Annotated in this window: 20 protein-coding genes; 6 read left to right on the top strand and 14 right to left on the bottom strand. The window is 41.5% G+C overall.

The genetic code is table 11. The features are described from left to right. Positions 1-75: 75 nt before the first annotated feature. The 4 genes from phaR to speE all read right to left on the bottom strand — a co-directional run bounded on the left by phaR (position 76) and on the right by speE (position 3,067). Positions 76-609, bottom strand: a complete 534-nt coding sequence (phaR, locus tag A3774_RS04895) for a polyhydroxyalkanoate synthesis repressor PhaR (RefSeq protein WP_231867938.1) — start codon at positions 607-609, stop codon at positions 76-78. Then, complete coding sequence (locus tag A3774_RS04890; RefSeq protein ID WP_067863973.1) at positions 602-868, bottom strand: DUF6489 family protein; 267 nt, start codon at positions 866-868, stop codon at positions 602-604. The genes phaR and A3774_RS04890 overlap by 8 nt, the downstream gene beginning before the upstream one ends. A gap of 74 nt (positions 869-942) precedes the next feature. Next, positions 943-2,106 carry an MFS transporter gene (locus A3774_RS04885; protein ID WP_067863970.1) on the bottom strand — a complete coding sequence of 388 codons (1,164 nt, stop codon included), beginning with the start codon at positions 2,104-2,106 and terminating at the stop codon, positions 943-945. A 103-nt stretch (positions 2,107-2,209) separates the two neighbouring features. Further along, positions 2,210-3,067, bottom strand: a complete 858-nt coding sequence (gene speE, locus A3774_RS04880) for a polyamine aminopropyltransferase (protein WP_067863967.1) — start codon at positions 3,065-3,067, stop codon at positions 2,210-2,212. Positions 3,068-3,734: 667 nt separating this feature from the next. Between speE and A3774_RS04875 the strand changes: the two genes are divergently transcribed. The 4 genes from A3774_RS04875 (at position 3,735) to A3774_RS04860 (ending at position 7,901) form a co-directional block, all read left to right on the top strand. Then, positions 3,735-4,748 (top strand): amino acid ABC transporter substrate-binding protein, encoded by a 1,014-nt coding sequence (locus A3774_RS04875; RefSeq protein WP_067863964.1) that lies wholly within the window; start codon positions 3,735-3,737, stop codon positions 4,746-4,748. 77 nt (positions 4,749-4,825) lie between these two features. Continuing rightward, a complete protein-coding gene (locus A3774_RS04870) occupies positions 4,826-6,010 on the top strand; it encodes an amino acid ABC transporter permease (RefSeq protein WP_067863961.1) in 1,185 nt (394 codons plus the stop codon). Between the two features lie 4 nt (positions 6,011-6,014). Then, entirely contained in the window at positions 6,015-7,118 is a 1,104-nt protein-coding gene (locus A3774_RS04865) for an amino acid ABC transporter permease (protein ID WP_067863958.1), read from the top strand. 18 nt (positions 7,119-7,136) lie between these two features. Then, complete coding sequence (locus tag A3774_RS04860; protein ID WP_407937490.1) at positions 7,137-7,901, top strand: amino acid ABC transporter ATP-binding protein; 765 nt, start codon at positions 7,137-7,139, stop codon at positions 7,899-7,901. A gap of 58 nt (positions 7,902-7,959) precedes the next feature. On the opposite strand, the gene A3774_RS04855 is transcribed toward A3774_RS04860, so the two are convergent. The 5 genes from A3774_RS04855 to prmB form a co-directional block, all read right to left on the bottom strand. Continuing rightward, positions 7,960-8,625 carry a glutathione S-transferase family protein gene (locus A3774_RS04855; RefSeq protein WP_067864142.1) on the bottom strand — a complete coding sequence of 222 codons (666 nt, stop codon included), beginning with the start codon at positions 8,623-8,625 and terminating at the stop codon, positions 7,960-7,962. Between the two features lie 165 nt (positions 8,626-8,790). Beyond that, a complete protein-coding gene (locus A3774_RS04850; RefSeq protein ID WP_067863955.1) occupies positions 8,791-9,531 on the bottom strand; it encodes a lytic transglycosylase domain-containing protein in 741 nt (246 codons plus the stop codon). A gap of 30 nt (positions 9,532-9,561) precedes the next feature. Further along, on the bottom strand, positions 9,562-10,743 hold the full coding sequence (locus A3774_RS04845; protein ID WP_197468005.1) for a threonine/serine exporter family protein: 1,182 nt from the start codon (positions 10,741-10,743) through the stop codon (positions 9,562-9,564). Between the two features lie 176 nt (positions 10,744-10,919). Then, positions 10,920-12,011, bottom strand: a complete 1,092-nt coding sequence (aroC, locus tag A3774_RS04840) for a chorismate synthase (RefSeq protein ID WP_067863948.1) — start codon at positions 12,009-12,011, stop codon at positions 10,920-10,922. Positions 12,012-12,074: 63 nt separating this feature from the next. Next, a complete protein-coding gene (prmB, locus tag A3774_RS04835) occupies positions 12,075-13,001 on the bottom strand; it encodes a 50S ribosomal protein L3 N(5)-glutamine methyltransferase (RefSeq protein WP_067864138.1) in 927 nt (308 codons plus the stop codon). Positions 13,002-13,066: 65 nt separating this feature from the next. Between prmB and A3774_RS04830 the strand changes: the two genes are divergently transcribed. Continuing rightward, complete coding sequence (locus tag A3774_RS04830; RefSeq protein WP_067863943.1) at positions 13,067-13,621, top strand: Smr/MutS family protein; 555 nt, start codon at positions 13,067-13,069, stop codon at positions 13,619-13,621. 26 nt (positions 13,622-13,647) lie between these two features. Here A3774_RS04830 and A3774_RS04825 read toward each other — a convergent pair whose 3' ends face one another. The 3 genes from A3774_RS04825 to A3774_RS04815 are packed head-to-tail and all read right to left on the bottom strand — an operon-like array spanning position 13,648 to position 16,287. Further along, positions 13,648-14,532, bottom strand: coding sequence for a patatin-like phospholipase family protein (locus A3774_RS04825; protein ID WP_067863940.1), 885 nt, complete (start codon positions 14,530-14,532; stop codon positions 13,648-13,650). A gap of 25 nt (positions 14,533-14,557) precedes the next feature. After that, positions 14,558-15,373 (bottom strand): DUF4892 domain-containing protein, encoded by an 816-nt coding sequence (locus tag A3774_RS04820; RefSeq protein ID WP_067863938.1) that lies wholly within the window; start codon positions 15,371-15,373, stop codon positions 14,558-14,560. Positions 15,374-15,432: 59 nt separating this feature from the next. Continuing rightward, a complete protein-coding gene (locus A3774_RS04815) occupies positions 15,433-16,287 on the bottom strand; it encodes an alpha/beta fold hydrolase (protein ID WP_067863935.1) in 855 nt (284 codons plus the stop codon). 102 nt (positions 16,288-16,389) lie between these two features. Here A3774_RS04815 and A3774_RS04810 point away from each other — a divergent pair, with 102 nt between their 5' ends. Continuing rightward, positions 16,390-18,198 (top strand): PglL family O-oligosaccharyltransferase, encoded by a 1,809-nt coding sequence (locus A3774_RS04810; protein WP_067863933.1) that lies wholly within the window; start codon positions 16,390-16,392, stop codon positions 18,196-18,198. Here A3774_RS04810 and sixA read toward each other — a convergent pair. Both sixA and A3774_RS04805 read right to left on the bottom strand, forming a co-directional pair. Next, a complete protein-coding gene (gene sixA / locus A3774_RS16330; protein WP_075107903.1) occupies positions 18,146-18,601 on the bottom strand; it encodes a phosphohistidine phosphatase SixA in 456 nt (151 codons plus the stop codon). The two genes, A3774_RS04810 and sixA, sit on opposite strands and share 53 nt — an antisense overlap. After that, positions 18,598-19,626 carry an NAD(P)H-dependent glycerol-3-phosphate dehydrogenase gene (locus A3774_RS04805; protein WP_067863930.1) on the bottom strand — a complete coding sequence of 343 codons (1,029 nt, stop codon included), beginning with the start codon at positions 19,624-19,626 and terminating at the stop codon, positions 18,598-18,600. The genes sixA and A3774_RS04805 overlap by 4 nt, the downstream gene beginning before the upstream one ends. Between the last annotated feature and the right edge of the window lie 4 nt (positions 19,627-19,630).

Raw genomic sequence — 19,630 nt, 5'->3', positions numbered from 1 at the left:
AATAAGAAAGCCGCTTAATAGCGGCTTTTTTCAAGCATAAACTCTTTCAATCATGAAGAAAGGTCACATCAAATATTAAAGCTTATTCTTAGTATCAGGATCATCATCAACAGTTCCTTCAGGGTTTTCACCCGGCTTGAACATACCCCACATCTGCATATTTTGATCAGCAATACGGTTCATCATCGTTAATGGATTAGCGGCCCCCATCATGGTTTGCATCTGATCACGAATACGATCTTGATGTTCTAAAAATGAAGCAATACTCTGCTCTAAATACTGACTCATCATTCCTTGCATACTATCACCATAAAAACGGATCAGTTGCTGTAAAACTTGATTAGTAAGCAAAGTACCATGCCCTAGGGCTTCCTGCTCACTAATAATCTGTAAAAGGATATTACGGGTTAAATCATTCCCCGTTTTAGAATCTTCAACTTTAAAAGCTTCTCCGCTTAATACAAGCTGCTTTACATCATCTAATGTCACATAACAACTGCGGGATGTGTCATACAAACGACGATTGGTATATTTTCTTAGAATACGCAAGCTACTATCTCTCTCATAAGATTCCTTTGAATTAGCCTGACCATCACTTTGATCAGTCATCTTTATTATCCGCACTGTTAGAATTTTTATACGCAGATGTCATTAGATTCATCATAAGTTTTTGCAGTGCTTCCATTGAGCCAACCCCACCCGTCAAATATGGCTTAAACAAAGTCAAAGGATCATATCCCTCAGCACCGGATTCCATTCGTTCAGTGATCTTTGCCATCATATCTTCCTGTAATCGCTGCACATCTGGTAAACCCAGTACTTTACGCAGCTCTTCAGGGGACATATCAATATCAATCTTAAATTTCACTCTCTGACTCCTAGGTCGGATAGCTCTGTATCTCTAATCCTATAGTAAAATAACCGCAGTGCAAAATATCCAGATCAATAGTTTTTCTTCACCCTTTCAGGATAGATCCATATCAATGCTAGGAGCATAGCCAAAATACTCGCTAAAGCGGACAATCCAAAGGTATAAAACGCGCCAAAATCATCCCATAAGATACCACTAAGAAAAGCTCCTAATGCACCACCTAAGCCAAAACCTACACTTGAAAACAGGGCCTGCCCTTGTCCATAAGTCTGCCTTGAAAAATACTGATGCACTAGTGCAATTCCTACCGCATGTAAACTACCAAATGTAGCAGCGTGCAACGTTTGTGCGAACAACATGAGACCTAAATTTTCCGGCACAGTTCCAATCAACAGCCAGCGTACAACACATAAAAACAAACTCACCAACATAATATTACGGATGCCCCAATGCTGTAGCATCCAATGCATATAAATAAACACTAAAACTTCAACTATCACACCTACAGCCCAAAGTAGGCCAATCTCTGTACGGCTGTAACCGACATCAACCATCAATACACTGTAAAATGTGTAGTAAGCTCCATGCCCAAACTGAACAAGAAAACAGATAATAAAAAAGATAACAACTTGCGGTCGTAGCAATAACGCCATAAACCCCAAATTGCAGCTTTTTTCTACATCAATCTGATCAAGCACCGCAGGCTTAGGAATTAGCAGTGTATTCAACCAAATACATAACATTAAGATAAGCATAAGGCCCGGCAACCACCGAATATTAATAAAATCCAGTAACGCACCTATCCCAACCACCGTAACAATAAAACCGATTGATCCCCACAATCTGATTTGGCTGTACTTATCTTTCTGATCACCCAACTCTTCTAGTGTAATCACCTCAAACTGAGGTAAAACTGCATTCCAAAAAAAGCTAAATGCCAACATCACTAAACCAATGCCTAAAGCGGTATCTTGCCAAAACATACTGATAAACATTAAGCAGGTCATTAACGCGCCAAAACGAACAATCTCTACACGTTTACCACTTTTATCCGCGACCCATCCCCATAAATTAGGCGCCACAATTCGAGACGCTTGGAGCAGTGCCATTAAAGAACCCACTGTTTGTGCATCAAAATCAAACGAAATCAGATACAAGCTCCAATAAGGAACCAAAGCACCGAGCAGAGCAAAGTAGAAAAAATAGAAACCTGAAAGGCGGATATAACTATTCAAAAGATAAAAACCTAAAAAAACGCATAGAATTCACATTTAGAGCCTAGCAGAAAAAAGACACAAAAAAGCCGGTCAGTCGACCGGCTCTTCAGTATAGAAAAAGCTAAACTTCTTCCAACGCCGTGAGCAAATATTGCGGAAGCCCAAAACAGCCTATATGCATCTGTGGGTTATAATAACGAGTAATAATACCACTCTTTTCATAACGCTGATTTAACTCATCCAATCCTAGCTTACGTAATGCAGTATTATCAGATCCCCACGCTAAAGTCATAACACCGCCAATATAGGTCGGAACAGCAGCAGTATAGAAAGATTGATCTGAAAAATAAGGGCTCAAACGACGACGGGTAGTGATCACCTCATCTTGTTGTAGGAACGGCACTCCATTTTGCGCTACAAACACACCACCCTCATTCAACAAACGCTTACAACCTTCATAGAAGCGGCTAGAGAACAATACTTCACCGGGACCAACCGGATCCGTACAATCAGAGATAATGACATCAAATTTGTCATCCATTTCCTTGTTAACGTATTCAACGCCATCGGCAATAACAATATTTACACGCGGATCATCAAAAGCACCTGCAGAATGATCAGGTAAATGCGCTTTACACATATCAATTACTGCTTGATCAATCTCAACTTGAGTTACATGCTCAACCGTAGCATGACGACAGACTTCACGCAGAATCCCGCCATCCCCTCCACCAATAATCAATACACGCTTAGCATTTCCGTGAGCAATTAATGGTACATGGGTTAGCATTTCGTGGTAAACAAACTCATCACGCTGAGTCGTTTGAATAATTCCATCCAATGCCATGACGGTTCCATAAACAGGGTTACGAAAAATAATTAAATGCCAAGAATCCGTTTGCTGCTCGAATAAGACTTCCTCAACATCAAACGTCTGGCCATAGCCCTTATGAAGCGTTTCACTATAAGCAGTTATCATATGGATATCATCCTATCTTAAACTCACTCACTATCAGCAAGTTAAGACACTAAAAGGTAACAGGATTTGACGGCTGAGTTTAAGACGTCAATTTTGCGCGCATTTTATACCGCAAACTCAGATAAAAAAATAACTTTATTCCTCGTATTATCTCTCTTTTAAATATTTATAAAAAAACAGAGCGCTTTGAATATATTCATTAAAAACCACTTAATCTGGTGGAACAAACCAAATACGAATAAGTCACTCTTTATCAAGAGTCAAAGCAAAAAATGAGAAGTTTCTTAGCCCTTTTTATCCAAACAGATAAGGCTAATCTACAAAAGAACATGCCTTAGCATTCAACGGTAAAAAAACGAACACCGAGTAACAATAATATTCACAATGAGTGACATTCAAGGTCAACGCTTGATTTTGCACCATAAAATTCACAACGTTCCCTTTTAGTGCGCCCACCGTCATATTAGACAAATCACAACAAAGCCACAGCCCTTAAAAACAAAGGGGTTCGAGACAATCTAAACCAAAGTATAATTTAAATCACAGGCTGGTATATATTCTGCTAGTGTATCTAGTAAGCAGTTTTTATTAATCACTGGCCTAAAATAATAACAATAAAAACAACAAAAAACGGCATCATCGCCACCAAAATTGACGGAGAAACATCATGAAACAACTTACCTCAGTAATCGCTACGGGCTTAGCACTCAGTTTATCTTTGAGCGCACAAGCTGGAACATTGGAAGACGTTCAAAAACGCGGCAACGTTTCTTGTGGCGTGAGCACAGGTTTAGCTGGTTTTTCTCAGAAGGATGAAAACGGTGTATGGAGTGGATTGGATGTGGACGTATGTCGTGCAGTTGCAGCCGCCGTACTCGGCGATGCAAGCAAAGTTCAATACAAACCATTAACAGCGAAAGAGCGTTTTACCGCTTTACAGTCTGGTGAAATTGATATTTTATCCCGTAACACTACATGGACCCATACTCGCGATACATCGCTAGGTTTGAATTTCGCTGGGGTTAACTACTATGATGGACAAGGCTTTATGGTTTCTAAAGCCCTAGGGGTTAAAAGTGCATTGGAACTAGACGGAGCGGCCGTCTGTATTCAAGCAGGAACAACAACCGAGTTAAACTTAGCCGATTATTTCCGCGCAAACGGCCTTACTTATAACGCCATTACGTTTGACACATCTGACCAAACTCGTGCTGGATTTGAGAGTGGCCGTTGCGATGTACTAACGTCTGATCAATCTCAACTTTATGCGCTGCGCATTGGCTTATCTGACCCTTCCTCAGCCATCGTACTTCCAGAAGTGATATCTAAAGAACCACTAGGCCCTGTTGTAAGCCAAGGTGATGATGCTTGGTTTAATATTGTTCGTTGGTCCTTAATGGCAATGGTAGAAGCTGAATTCTTAGGCATTGACAGCGCTTCTGCCGATAAAGCCAAAGCAGAAGGCAACCCATCACAGAAACGTTTGATGGGCTCTGAAGGCGATTCCGGTGCTAAAATGGGCATCCCAGCAGAGTGGGGTTACAACATCGTGAAGCAGGTTGGTAACTACGCAGAGAGCTTTGAACGCAATGTAGGCGCAGGTTCACCACTGAAGATTGCTCGCGGTCTAAATGCTCAGTGGAATGAAGGCGGTCTTATGTATTCGTCTCCAGTACGTTAATAAAACATAAAAAAGAGGGACATATATTGTCCCTCTGCTATGTTTACTACTAACCTTCTGAAGATAAGTGCTTAATTATGTCTGAAAAGCCTCAGGTGAAATCCTCACCCTCCTTCTTCAATAATCCAAGAAACCGCTCACTGATTTATCAGTTTTTATTACTCGCGGGCTTGGTCTATTTTTTCTACGGCATTATCACAAACACACTGGCGAATATGGAAGCCAGAGGCATTAAAAGCGGTTACGACTTTTTATTTACAACCGCAGGCTTTGATATCTTAATGTCACTGATTCCCTATGATGCTACTTATTCTTATGGCCGGACATTCATTGTAGGCCTGTTAAATACTATTTTAGTTTCTACTATAGGCATAGTACTCGCGACTATTGTGGGTTTCTTGATGGGTGTTGCCCATTTTTCCAAAAACTGGTTAATCAGAAAACTAGCCGTTGCTTATATTGAAACATTTCGTAACATCCCTTTACTACTGCAGATATTTTTCTGGTATTTCGCTGTGCTAGCAACATTACCTAGTGCGCGCCAGAGTCTTAGCATCGGAGAGGCTATATTTCTCAATGTGCGTGGTTTATACCTACCCGGCTTGATTGCCGAATCCGGTGCAGGGTTTGTCTATACCGCTATTGGCCTAGCATTCACCGCGATCTTTTTTTTAGCTCGATGGGCTAGAAAGCGCCAAAATGACACAGGGCAGCAGTTTCCGGTATTTCTAACAAGTTTAGGCATTTTATTTGGCCTCCCCCTGATTGCGTTATTACTGTCCGGTATTCCTTTTGTTTGGGACTTCCCAGCATTGAAAGGATTTAACTTCCGTGGCGGCATCACGGTGATCCCTGAGCTTATGGCACTCGCCTTAGCCTTAACCGTTTATACCGGTGCCTTCATTGCGGAAGCGGTACGTGCTGGCGTCCAAGCCGTACCCCATGGTCAAACAGAAGCAGCTCGAAGCCTTGGATTAAAAGAGAGCAGAATAATGAAACTAATTATTGTGCCTCAAGCGATGCGCGTTATTGTTCCTTTGCTAAACAGTGAATATCAAAGTTTAGTTAAAAACTCGACGCTAGCGACAGCCATCGGCTATCCAGACCTTTTTACCGTGTTTGTAGGGACAACGTTAAACCAAACAGGTCAAGCGATTGAGATCGTGTTTATGACCATGGCGGTTTACTTTGTGATCAATATGACTATCTCGTTTGTGATGAATCGATTCAACGCAAGCGTAGAGTTGGCGGAACGGAATTGATGCTATGAAAGAATTTACACCATTACCCGATAAACCCGCTCCAAATGATGTTGTAGGTATTATTCCGTGGTTAAAAGATAACCTTTTTCCAACACCTTTAAACTCACTGGTCACCCTTGCAATCATCGCTTTTTTTGTAACCGTGATACCGCCGCTATTTGATTGGTTATTTTTCTCCGCCAACTGGTCTGGAACAACCCAAGCGGCCTGTACAAACAAAGACGGTGCGTGCTGGGTATTTGTCATTGCTTGGTCTAAACAGTTTTTCTACGGCAGCTACCCTGTCGAAGAGCTATGGAGAATTAACACTTGCTTACTCGCTTTGGTAGCAATCATTGTCGCGTCCTTTAAACTCCATAAAGATTTACGTAATAAAATCGCTATTCCCTTATTTTTATTACTGCCGTTTTTATCCATCATACTTTTAGACGGCTCTCTCATCGGTCTAGAATATGTTGCCACCGACTATTGGGGCGGCTTCACTCTTAACGTAATGCTAGCCGCTGCTAGCATCATCGTCGCTTTTCCTTTGAGCTTTCTTTGGGCTTTAGGACGACGATCTGATATGCCATTCATTCGCAGCGTGAGTGTTATATTAATTGAGTTCTTCCGCGGCGTACCTGTATTAGCCCTATTTTTTATGGGCTCGGTTATGCTACCGCTGTTCTTTCCTGAAGGAACCAATGTAGACAAACTGTTACGTGTTTGGATCGTACTGACACTCTTTATGTCTGGCTATATGGCAGAAGTATTTCGAGGCGGTTTCCAAGCAGTACCTAATGGCCAGTACGAAGCGGCCGACTCTTTAGGGCTTGGCTTTTGGCAAAAAACACTCCTAATTATTCTTCCGCAAGTTATCAAAATCTCTATGCCAAATATTTTGGCAACTTTCGTTATGCTATTTAAAAACACAACTTTCCTATTGATTATTGGTATTTTTGAGATGTTAAGTACAACTCAAACCGCATTAACCAACTCAAACTGGTTAGGCGGGCATTCAACGGAAGGCTATCTATTTGTGGCGGTTGTTTTTTGGATCTGCTGTTTCAGTATGTCCATGATCAGCTCATCCATTGAACGTAAGCTAGACACTAGCCATAAAAATTAAGAGGATATCTTTGTGAGCATTAACCACGAACAAAGTATTGAAAACAATGACGACATTATCATCATCAAAGACCTTAATAAGTGGTATGGCGATTTTCATGTGTTGAAAGATATCAACCTGCGCGTCAAAAAAGGTGAGCGTATTGTTATCTGTGGCCCTTCGGGTTCGGGTAAATCTACCATGACTCGCTGTATTAACCGCCTAGAAGAGTTTCAGCGTGGTTCACTAATCGTGAACGGTGTTGAGATGATAGAAGATGTAAAAAACATCGAAGCGATCCGTCGTGAAGTAGGCATGGTATTCCAGCATTTTAACCTTTTCCCGCACCTGACTATTCTTGAGAATCTAACTTTAGGTCCGATCTGGGTTCAGAAGAAGCCTAAGAAAGAAGCTGAAGCGATCGCTATGAAATACCTTGAGCGCGTTAAAATTCCAGATCAAGCACAGAAATTTCCAGGTCAGCTATCTGGGGGACAACAGCAACGTGTTGCTATCGCCCGATCTCTTTGTATGAATCCCGAAATCATGCTTTTTGATGAACCAACCTCGGCACTTGATCCAGAAATGATCAAAGAAGTACTCGATGTCATGGTGGAACTCGCCGATGAAGGAATGACGATGCTATGCGTAACTCATGAAATGGGGTTTGCAAAAAAAGTAGCTGACCGTGTCATTTTCATGGATGCAGGTGAAATTGTTGAGCAAAACACTCCGGAAGAGCTATTTAACAACCCTCAAACGGATAGATTACAGTTATTCTTAAGCCAAATACTTGATCATTAATTTTCAATGAGATAGCTAAAAAGCCGTAACTTGATATAAGTTACGGCTTTTTAGCTACTTAATTAAGTGGTCCAAGCTCTTCACCAGCCTCATCTTCCTGCACTATATCTGTTTCTTTAAGCGCATCGATTAACCATAACGCCATAGCAGGATGTGCAAGCAAATGTTCTTGATAAGCAGCAGACTCAGTAGAAAGTTGAACCCCATATGTTTTAAATCGCAGGGCTATAGGTGCGAAAAACACATCCACAATACTAAACTCACTAAATAACCATGGATTACTGCCTGCATAATTAGACAAACACTCTGCCCATAGTCGGTCAATGCGTGAGATATCTTTCTTAGCGGCCTCACTCAACAAAATAGATCGGCGCGCTCTACAATTCATCGGCATCTCATTACGTAATGCGGTGAAACCAGAATGCATTTCACTCACCATTGCTCGGGCAATAGCTCTAGCTTGAACCTCTTTTGGCCACCCTTTGCCATCAAGATATTGTTCATTAATATATTCACAGATAGCCAATGAATCCCAAACACTTAGCTCCCCATCCACCAGCACAGGAACCTTTTCTACTGGGGTATAATCTTTTAAAACAGTATAAAAATGGTCGCTAAACAGCGTTAAAGAAATCTCTTCAAATGGGATATCAAACGCTTTTAACATCAACCATCCACGTAAAGACCAAGATGAGTAATTTTTATTGCCTATGATCAATTTCATCGCCATCACTTCTCCCTCAGAGATAAATAGATGTTGTTAGCTCATTTCTTCAGATTATAAGTTTTCTGCTACAGGGGTTAGGTATCAGCGGTATCCCAAGGATTATCAATCGATAATAAGCTCAGCGCAACTATGACCATGACCCTTACGATAATTAAGACTGACTTACTCTGCTTTTGCGTAACGCTTCTTGAGTATAGCCACACGCTTCACATAAGCTTGAGTTTCCGCGTAAGGGGGCACACTATTATAGCGCGATACGGCGCCAGGGCCTGCGTTATATGCAGCAGTTGCCAAACGCATATCGCCAGAGAAATTATTTAAGAGCTGAGCAAGGTATTTAGCCCCACCTTCGATATTTTGATCTGCATTAAGACTATCTTTCACACCTAGCTCATTAGCGGTCGCTGGCATTAATTGCATTAACCCTTGAGCCCCAGCCCGGGAAGTAGCATTTTTATTAAATGCTGATTCTGCATGGATAACCGCTCTAACTAATGATTCTTCAACACCATATTTCTCTGACATGATCTTCACTTGCTGCTTATAAGCGGAAAGATTTAACGGTGTTGTATGCCAATTCACGTTTGACGAAAGGCTACAGGCATAACAATCAAAACGAAGTACTTCAAAGTCAGCGTTAACGGGTTTCTGATCTGAAAAAGCAAGAATCCCTTTATTATTTCGATATTTATAAACGCTGCTCGTCGAACTCTTACTTTGATTGGTGAAATGAATATTTCGTTGTTGGTCCGTTAAGTTTGTATACTCAACCCGCCCATCAGGATGAACAATTTTCCGCACTTCGCCCGCATAAGCTGCGCTAAATATACAGCACAACGTAATGACACAATGATGTACTAGGTAGCGTTTAATATTAATCACAACAGCGTCTTTATTACCCATAATTGCAGTTTAGCATTCAACAAAGGATAGTCAGATATCTTTCGGCGGTACAATTAAAGATGAAAATAATAATCCAGTTACTAAAGCGATAGCAACAAAGCTCATACTAAATGCGGTATCGATCCCTTCTAAAACATTTTTCTCAACAAGTAACGACAAACTCTGCAACCCAACACTTCCAGGCACTAAAAGTAAAATACCTGGCATAAGCATAACCCCACGCGTAATCCCAGAAATCCTCTCAAATAAGTTAGCGGCTAAGCCTGTGACTAAGGCTCCCATAAACGCCCCCATAACTTGGCCAAAGAACTCTTTGCCATACCAAGTCGTCGAAAATGCAATTAATCCTCCCAATACAATCCATGGAATATCTTTTGGTCGCCCTTGGAATAAAAAACATAACGATATACCGGCAATAACAATGGAGATCCAAATACTCCAATCAGGTAGGAAAAATTCTCGGCTAATCTCTGTTGCAGGAAAAAGCTCAACACCCAAAGCATTACCTATAGCTACTCCAAAACCAATTTGTAACAAGATAGTTCCTGAATATACAAGCCTAGAAGTGCCTGACACCATGTTTTGTCTCGCTAATTCAGCAACTGCAGTAGTTAAAGGCAATCCCGGCACTAAAGCGATAACCCCAGCGACGGTTGCAATATCTGGTGAGGACAATAAGCCAAAACTCGCCACAAAATTTGCTAATAGAGCAGAAATAATGGCAGAAATGGTCGGGAAAAGGTACTTGAGAGACTCAGTTTGTAAAAGTTTAACGGCAACAAACCCAGTCACAATCCCAACAAAAAGAGCAACGATCATTTCAGAGATCGCGCCCCCTAATAACTGGGCAACACAACTAGCTAATAGTCCAAATGAAGCCATTTGGCCTTTTACACCAAAACGAGGAGGCGTATTAGAAATAGTTTTTAAACGCCCAGCGCCCTCTTCCACCGATAAAGATTCATCAAGTACAGCACTTACGATCTCCTGCACTTCAATTTGGCGCTCTAAATTCACTTCGCCCTGCTCAACCCGAAAAACATAAGTCTTCGGCTCAGGTTCTTCTGGATGTGAAAAGCTCATAATTAAAGTCGTAGGTTGCGCCAGACACTGCACCCCAAAGCCCAACCGAATACCGACTCGGTTCATTGTGCTTTCGAGTTCATAAGCCGTCATACCATAAGTATGCAATGCTCGTGCTAGACGCAGCATAAAACCCACCGGAAGTGTCCGTGGTGGAAAATGAGGCTGTGTATACAATGAATAGTGATCTAGCAAGTCGAAAGACATTTTCTATACCAAAAAGTGAGGTTTGAAGCCCCAAACTAAAAGAAGGATAAACTATCGCTAATTTATCCTTCCTGATCTATAAATTATGCTGACAATCGTTAAGTGATAATAGGCACATCACACATCACATCAGCATTTTGCCCACGGTGACGCAGTAGATGATCCATCAGCACAATCGCCATCATCGCTTCGGCAATGGGAGTGGCACGTATGCCAACACAAGGATCATGACGTCCCGTAGTCACAACCTCAATCTCTTCACCGCGGCTATTAATACTACGACCTGGCAAGCGGAGACTTGAGGTCGGTTTTAAAGCTATATGAGCAATAATATCCTGCCCTGTTGATATACCACCTAATACACCGCCAGCATGATTTGAGAGAAAACCATCCGGTGTCATCTCATCCCGATGCTCAGTCCCTTTTTGAGCAACACAATCAAAACCATCACCAATTTCAACACCTTTGACTGCATTAATACTCATTAAAGCATGGGCTAGATCCGCGTCCAAACGATCAAATATAGGCTCACCTAAACCAACAGGTGTACCTGTAGCTACCACACTAATTTTTGCACCTACCGAATTTCCCTCTTTACGAAGGTCATCCATATACTGCTCCATAGTCGCGACTATTTCAGCATCTGGACTGAAAAAAGGATTATTGTGAACTTCATTCCAGTCAAACTTTGCGTGGTCAATTTTTACCGGGCCAAGCTGAGATAAATAACCTTTTACCTCCACCCCTTTCGATGCCAAAAACTTCTTAGCAATAGCTCCAGCCGCTACCCGCATAGCTGTTTCACGGGCAGAAGAGCGCCCACCACCACGATAATCACGGAAACCATATTTATGCGTATAAACATAATCCGCATGGGCAGGTCGAAAAGTCTCTTCAATATTAGAGTAGTCTTTAGAACGTTGATCTGTATTTTTAATCAACAAACCTATAGGTGTACCAGTCGTTTTACCTTCAAATACACCTGATAGTATCTCCACTTCATCCGCCTCTCGACGTTGTGTAGTATGACGAGATGTACCTGGTTTACGACGATCCAGATCAAGCTGAAGATCAGCTTCAGACAATTCAATGCCGGGAGGACAGCCGTCAACAATACAACCTAATGCCTTACCGTGGCTTTCACCAAAAGTGGTGACCGTAAACAGTTTACCGTAGCTATTTCCTGACATTGTATCGGTCCATTAAGAAACAAAAAAACATATATAAAAAATTAGGCGCGTAATTATAGCAAATTAAATGCTATCTCTATATGCACGTAGCTCTTGAGCAGTAATGGTAAATACGCCATTTCCACCATTCTCAAATTCTAGCCAAATTAAAGGAAGCTCTGGATAAGTTTCCATTAAATGTACTTCGCTATTACCGACTTCAACCACAAGAAGACCGTCATCGGTTAAATATTCAGATGCTTCCCGTAAAATTCTACGCGTAATATCCAATCCATCAGAGCCTGAACCTAAAGCGATTTCTGGCTCATGGCTATATTCATCGGGCATAGACGCTAGATCGGCCTCATCAACATAAGGGGGATTACTGACAATCAGATCATACTTTCTACCGTCTAAATCGGAAAACAGATCACTTTCAATGGTATGCACACGATCAATCATCTCATGTTTCTCAATGTTAATATTTGCAACATCGAGTGCCCCCTTAGAAATATCCGCGAGATCAACTTCCGCTTCGGGAAATGCATAAGCGCAAGCTATACCAATACAACCACTCCCAGTACAAAGATCTAAAATGCGATCAACACTCCCCTCTCTTAGCCATGGAGCAAACTCACTTTGAATAAGCTCAGCAATAGGAGAACGAGGAATCAGCACCCTTTCATCAACAAAGAAAGGCAGTTCGCAGAACCAAGATTCATGAGTGATATATGGCAATGGCTTACGCCTTAGCGTACGTAGTTTAATAAAATCTAATACCCGCTCCTTTTCATCTTCCGTTAAACGACCGTCCAAAACAGCAGGATTTATATTCCAAGGTAGATGAACAGCGGCCAAGACCAATTGTGTCGCCTCATCCCAAGCATTATCCGTCCCATGCCCAAAATAAACTCGGTGTTCACCAAATTGACTCATCGCAAAACGGATATAATCTCTAAGGCTATGCAGTTCATTTTTCACCGAATTAGAAAACAAGGGTTGATCACTCATACACTCTGGACCGATAATTTGTTTATGAAAGACCGCCATATTAATAAACTTTGCTTGGGAACACCATGAAAGACCCGAATGATAATCCAACTAACGAATTATCCTTTTTTGATGCAATGGAGGGCGTCCAACAACATAAACACGACAAAGCAGACCTTTCAGTAACAAAACCTAAGGATAAACACAGTCTGCTTTATCGTCGCCAAGCGGCAACACTTGAAGAAGATAAAGTGATCGATGGCCTATCTGATCAAGCTGTAGAATTAGTTGAATCAACTGAGGAGCTGCTCTTTGCTAACCCTGGTGTACAATTCAGCGTTTTAAAACGCCTTAAACAAGGCCATCTGCCTTGGGAACAAGGCTTAGATCTTCATGGTTATACCGTTGACCAGGCAAGGGACCAACTCAGCCGTTTTATCTTCGATGCACGTAGAAACAAGTGCCGCTGCGTTATAGTAGTTCATGGTAAAGCGCATTCATCAGCCAGTGAACAACCCATGGTAAAGTCTTATGTCAATGAATGGCTAAAACGCTTGCCTGGCGTATTGGCCTTCTGTTCAGCTCAAGCAAAAGATGGTGGAACCGGTGCACTCTATGTATTACTTAAACGAGAGAAATAAAATTTCAAAGTAAATTCTGACAGCCATTATAGCGGCTGACCATTCTCAAACGCCTCTAACCTTTCGCGAGCAGCAAGCCTCCCATATTCGATGATAGGTACTGCGTGATGAAAATCATAAAAACTGCATAAAACTTTAGGGATACGAATAACAAGATCAGGGGGATAACCTGCTATTTTATATTCAGCTAAGCTGGCCTGCATAACCTCAACAGAATTAAGCAGTATATCCATTCGCCCACCAATCTTATCTGCTTTAGGAATATACCTATCCTCAGGTCTATCGTGGTCTGGCATATTCCATTCATCGCTTATTCCACTGCGATTCAAATATTGATTACGTGGTAAAGATAAATGACTATGACTAGAGTCACCTGTATTTAAGTCGATCGCAACAATAAGATCAGCTTGTGCAGCCACGACAGGAATAATTGGCAGAGGGTTGAGAATTCCTCCATCAACAAGTACCCGCCCCTCTTTAATCACAGGCGTAAATAATCCCGGTACAGCAACCGACGCCCTAATCGCTTCAAGCAATGAACCTTTTTGATACCAAACCTCTTTTTGATGAGCAATATCCGCTGCAACGGCGGTAAAATCAATGTCTAGCTCTTCGATTAAACGAGGACCTAAGATTTCAGCAAGTTGTACAAATATTCTATCTCCTCTAATCGCTCCTTTAGACAAAGTAAAATCAAGTAGCTTAACAACGCCCATCCAGTTTAGCGATGAAACCCATGTTTTATATTCCGCTAGCCGACCCGCGGCATACATACCCCCAACCAATGCGCCCATAGAGCTTCCGGAAACAGAAACAATCTCATAGCCTCTACGTTCAATCTCTTCAATCGCACCTATATGAGCATAACCACGCGCACCACCACTACCTAAAACCAGCGAAACAGTTGCCATATATTCACACCCTTGAAGTAAAGCATTACTCAATAAAAATTAACACTTCAGTATTTTGCTCTGAAGAAAAACCACCTAAGGAATATAAAGATATACGTTCCGCATCAATCTCTTGCTCTATTAAGCGATTTTTTAAAGCCATAATCTGATCATTCGACTTATCCAATTGCTGTCTATAGGTAGAGCCTGAAAAGTTTTGCCCGACAAGCCATAATGTTCGCTCGGGGTTCTCTGTTAAATATTTAACTAAGGCTTTAAATTCAGATTCTTTTCCAGTGAATGGTATTCCATCACCTTGCTCAGCTTGGGCTTCCATGCCTAGAACATTTTCCACCAACACCTCTACTCTTAAGTAAACACGTTTATTACCGCGCTTAACCGCATATAGAGAAAAGTACTTATTATTTATACGGTAAGATGCAAAGGTTTGACTCTCTTCCAAACCATACAAGCGAGAATAGCGAAATATAGCGTTAGCCCATTGATTGCTACTTCCGCAATCCCGCCCAGTACATTTAAATAAATTCGTAGCACCTAATTTGATCAGCTGATTTTCTAGTACTGAAAATGCTTCATCAGGCGTATTCAACTCAGGTATCCGGTATGTAATTTGTGTTAATTCCCCTGTAACCCGACGTTCTTTTTCTGGTGTAACAACGCCCTTTATTTTCTTTAAACCACCCAGTATCAGTCGGTAGTTTTCATCCTTTTTATCATATTGAACAATGTAGGAGCCTGGAAAACGTTCAAGCTGAAAGTAATCACTTGAATTAGTAAGGTCCGCCTCTGCTACTGCAAAAGTGGAATAAAATAATACATATAGAAAAACAGAAAACCGCATAACTTTTTTATCCCGATTCGTTTACTAAAACTAAATCTAATCTACTAACAAATGACCATCTACTTTTTACTCCCCCAGCTATCTATTTTGCTAGCCAATAACGTTGCTATGGGAAGATCTAAATGTAGATGATGCCCACCTACCAACTCGATAACCTCTGAAGAGGCCAAATCATCTAGCCACGGATCGACAATACTATCACGTGCCCCCTCTTCACCTATTATAACTATAGCGTTAGATTTCACTTTCCGAATAAAGGATTTCGCCTGCTCAGGGCTGAAACGTATCAATGAGGGTAGTAGCAATTTAGGATCATTGTTCCAAATATAACCTTTGTCCGTATATGTTAACCCCCGCGCCATTAATTTCTCTGCGGCTTCTTTTGATACAGGCCATCGACCATTCGCTCGTGCTTCAACAGCCGCATCAAAACTCCCATAAGGCTTAAGAGAACGTGAAAGCATTTTCTCTCTTTTGATTATCGCATCAGAAAAAACCTGTGGTAGCTCATCCACCTCATAAAACAGTGGTCCTAATCCATCAATGAACATCAGATTATCAACCTTCAAAGGAAAGCACGCTGCAAACATCATAGCGATACTTGCTCCCATTGAATGCCCAATCAAATCAACTTGATCAAGATTTAGGGCGTTTATTACTCCATGCAGGTCAGTCACATTATCCCAAATATGATAAGGCATCCCTTTAGGTCGATGATCTGAAAGGCCATGCCCAACTAAATCAATCGCAATGAAACGAATCTCCGATATATGCTGCCCTAATAGATAAAAACTGGCGGCATTATCTAACCATCCATGCAACGCCAATACCGGCCGCCCATTAGGGTTTCCATATTCCACAACAGCAACTTTATATCCAGCAGCATCGATATAATACTCACGACAATCCGACATTGAAATTCTCACTAATCAGCTGATACACAAAGCTATTTGCATACTATAAACAGAAATTCGGGTAATATCTTGTGCAGAAATAAGCACTGCAAGGAAAGTTTGATGATATTAGGACAGCAACTGGAACATGACCCAAGCTTAAAAAAGCCGCAACGCCTTTTTTTTATATTATTCGGCTGTTTGTTTTTAATTGCGCCTTTTTACTACCAACCAAATTTAGGTGGCGAAGGGCTGTTTCTACCTTACAACGGAGCTATTTGGATTGTTGCAAGCTGGATTATTGCTAGTGCTAGCTTTTTGATTTATAAAAACCAACAAATTATTTTACCAAAATATTGGCTAGGTCTAGCGCTGTTACCTATTGGTGCTTTAGTAACAGGCTTTATTGCTGATAAAAACAATCCAACTGAATGGATTGTCAGATTATCCGTTATTATGGGAGGCTATCTATTTTTTCTTAGCCTTTTTCAATTCCAGCTTAAATCTAAACATATAGAACGCAGTCTTTATATAATTTTGGCTATGGGACTCATTGCTGCTACTTACGGCATTATTCAAGCCCTAACAGGAGCGTCTAATTTAAGTTTTTTAATGCCTGTAAGTCCTAACCATCTACCAGTAGGTATCTTCCAACAAGTAAATTTACAAGCCTCTTTTATGGCTACATTTTTGGTGCTTACTTACTATTTAGCATCTAGGCCATCGCTTCGTAGCTTTAGCTTTATAATACAAGCAACCTTATTAATCGCTGCATTAGGTGCAAGTTACAATATAGCAACCAGTGGTTCTAGGGTCGGACTGCTCGGTGCAGCCTTAGGCTTACTCTGCCTATTTATCGGTCGCTGGAAACTATTTCGACAGACCAAAATAATTTTTATTGCACTCATCATAGCAACCTTAGCAGGTGGTATTTTAGGCAAAAGCGGACTTGAGAAAACAGCAGATAAAGTAGACAGGGCAATTGGTGGAGTTAGCGCTGATGTCAGATGGCATATATACAGCCTTTCCTTAAATATTTTCGCTCAAGCCCCACTTATTGGTCACGGATTGGGGAGTTTCCAAAAGGTTTTCCAAGAAGAGCGCATCGAATATCAACAGCAAACAGACAGTAGTCTTAGATCTGCTCCCCGTTTTAGCCACCCTCATAATGAATTGATCTTCTGGCTGGTTGAAGGTGGGATTGTATCAATTATTGGTATACTCGCAGCCGCAATTTTTACACTAGTTCAATTATTCAAAGCAGGCTGGCAGAGAGGATGGGGCTATTCAGCACTCCTCTTACCGCTAGTCTTCCATACTCAAGTGGAACTCCCCTTTTATATCTCCAATACCCATTGGTTTTTATTGCTTTTCCTACTATTTTTAACCCATCAACATGGTAAAAAATCGATAACAACCGAAAAGCTATCAATGGCGGCGCAAAGAACTATACCGATTAGCTTCGCTACCCTCTCTATTTTCGCAACAATTACTTTAATCCAGACACAGATAGCAAGCGCAGGCATTGTAAGTTATTTGCAACGTAATCAGAGCCAACCTCAATATCTACGTTCATCGCTCGAATCAGCTTATTTTAGAGAATACACAACCTATCTATTACTTAGACGTAACATGCTAATTAGCGCCTCTAAAAATAACAAAAAACCAGCACAGGACTATATTAATTGGGCTGAGCAATCAGTTAAAGTTACACCGGCGATTGTAACTTATAGAGATTTAGCCATTGCTTACGATATAATTGGAAAGGAAGAAGATAGGGATCAAGTATTAGACAAAGCATTGAGCATGTTTCCTACTCATAGTGGGCTATTAGAGCTACAGCAAAAACTGCGCATAAAAGGCAAAAACGCTCTTAAAGCTAAAAACGTCGAATCAAGCTCCCAAGCCCAGCCGCAGGCCAGTCAGCCGTGATCTCTGCAATTTCAGCACAAGAAAATGATCTAGGGTAAGATATTACGCCCTCACAGCATAAAGCTTCGACAATAGAGATTAGCGGCATATGGGTCACAATTATAGGTGTTGACTTGCTATGATGCGCCAACGACTCCAGTGCAACTAAAGGGTCAGAGTCTGGCGTCCAGAGAGCAGACTCTACGAGAGCCGACGATAAGTTCAGGCTATCAGCTATAATCTCCGATGTCTGAATCGTACGAAGGTAAGGACTATGAATAATAAGATCAATCTCAGATAAGTCCTCAGAGTATTGATTCACTCTTCCTCTTACTGATTTAATCCCATTTGTCGTTAGATGTCTTTTAGCATCCGATGAAGCTGAATGCTCCGCTTCACCATGACGCATCAAAAAGAACTTCATACTCCCTCACGTGGAAGAACAAACTCTACATCCGTGCTTTGCTCACTCATCATTAGCATTTTAACGACCTCAGCAATAGGCGCTTTATTGAAAACCACCTCATACAGCCCAACTACTAAAGGCATATAAATCTGCATTTCAGAAGCTTTCTCTTTAACTTGCTTTATAGTGTTTACACCTTCAGCTACCTGCCCTAAAGCCTCTACAGCTTCTTCAAGACTTTTGCCTTCACCTAAAGCATAACCTACGCGGTAATTACGGCTTAATGGAGACATACACGTCACTATAAGATCGCCTACACCAGCAAGACCAATAAAGGTCATGGGATTTGCCCCCATAGAAACAGCGAAGCGACTCATTTCGGCTAAACTTCGTGTCATCAACATACTTTTGGTGTTTTCACCCATGCCAAGAGCAGCACTAAGGCCTGCAGCAATTGCATAGATATTTTTTAAGGTTCCCCCTAGTTCAACACCATAAGTATCCGAACTGGCATAGACTCTAAAATAGGATGAATGAAGCCTAGCCTGCACTTCGCTTCGTAACTCTGCACAATCACTCGCAATAACTGTTGCCGTCAACTGCTTAGCCGCCACTTCTTTCGCTAAGTTAGGTCCGCTCAGTACGCCTATACGGGCAGAGGGCATCTCCTCTCGAAGAATCTCGCTCATTAAACGGAAGCTATTGGCTTCAATCCCTTTTGTAGTAGACACCAGCATCTGATCCGCCTTTAAAAAAGGGCGAGCTTGCTGAACAACCTGACGAAAGGATTGACTAGGAATGGAGATAAACACTAGATCAACATCTGACAAAACGTCTTGTAACGAAGTTGAAGCTGACAAACGGTCAGAAAGTATATAACCAGGAAGGTAGCGAGCGTTCTCATGCTTGTGATTTATAGCTTCGGCAAGCACTTCATCTCTTAACCACAAACGAACATAAGAACCGTTTTCCGCTACCATATTTGCGATAACGGTACCAAAGCTACCCCCACCAAGAACGGCCACCTTACGTATCTGAGACATAACT

It is taken from the genome of Neptuniibacter marinus (genome assembly GCF_001597725.1).
GTDB lineage: Bacteria > Pseudomonadota > Gammaproteobacteria > Pseudomonadales > Balneatricaceae > Neptuniibacter > Neptuniibacter marinus.
This window is presented reverse-complemented; position numbering and strand designations above follow the sequence as displayed.

Bases quoted from the DNA above. Each gene is read 5' to 3' on its own strand.
- phaR (WP_231867938.1), bottom strand. From the start codon at position 609: ATGACTGATCAAAGTGATGGTCAGGCTAATTCAAAGGAATCTTATGAG.
- speE (WP_067863967.1), bottom strand. From the start codon at position 3,067: ATGATAACTGCTTATAGTGAAACGCTTCATAAGGGCTATGGCCAGACG.
- A3774_RS04875 (WP_067863964.1), top strand. From the start codon at position 3,735: ATGAAACAACTTACCTCAGTAATCGCTACGGGCTTAGCACTCAGTTTA.
- A3774_RS04870 (WP_067863961.1), top strand. From the start codon at position 4,826: ATGTCTGAAAAGCCTCAGGTGAAATCCTCACCCTCCTTCTTCAATAAT.
- A3774_RS04865 (WP_067863958.1), top strand. From the start codon at position 6,015: ATGAAAGAATTTACACCATTACCCGATAAACCCGCTCCAAATGATGTT.
- A3774_RS04855 (WP_067864142.1), bottom strand. From the start codon at position 8,625: ATGAAATTGATCATAGGCAATAAAAATTACTCATCTTGGTCTTTACGT.
- A3774_RS04850 (WP_067863955.1), bottom strand. From the start codon at position 9,531: ATGGGTAATAAAGACGCTGTTGTGATTAATATTAAACGCTACCTAGTA.
- A3774_RS04845 (WP_197468005.1), bottom strand. From the start codon at position 10,743: ATGCTGCGTCTAGCACGAGCATTGCATACTTATGGTATGACGGCTTAT.
- aroC (WP_067863948.1), bottom strand. From the start codon at position 12,011: ATGTCAGGAAATAGCTACGGTAAACTGTTTACGGTCACCACTTTTGGT.
- prmB (WP_067864138.1), bottom strand. From the start codon at position 13,001: ATGAGTGATCAACCCTTGTTTTCTAATTCGGTGAAAAATGAACTGCAT.
- A3774_RS04830 (WP_067863943.1), top strand. From the start codon at position 13,067: ATGAAAGACCCGAATGATAATCCAACTAACGAATTATCCTTTTTTGAT.
- A3774_RS04825 (WP_067863940.1), bottom strand. From the start codon at position 14,532: ATGGCAACTGTTTCGCTGGTTTTAGGTAGTGGTGGTGCGCGTGGTTAT.
- A3774_RS04820 (WP_067863938.1), bottom strand. From the start codon at position 15,373: ATGCGGTTTTCTGTTTTTCTATATGTATTATTTTATTCCACTTTTGCA.
- A3774_RS04815 (WP_067863935.1), bottom strand. From the start codon at position 16,287: ATGTCGGATTGTCGTGAGTATTATATCGATGCTGCTGGATATAAAGTT.
- A3774_RS04810 (WP_067863933.1), top strand. From the start codon at position 16,390: ATGATATTAGGACAGCAACTGGAACATGACCCAAGCTTAAAAAAGCCG.
- sixA (WP_075107903.1), bottom strand. From the start codon at position 18,601: ATGAAGTTCTTTTTGATGCGTCATGGTGAAGCGGAGCATTCAGCTTCA.
- A3774_RS04805 (WP_067863930.1), bottom strand. From the start codon at position 19,626: ATGTCTCAGATACGTAAGGTGGCCGTTCTTGGTGGGGGTAGCTTTGGT.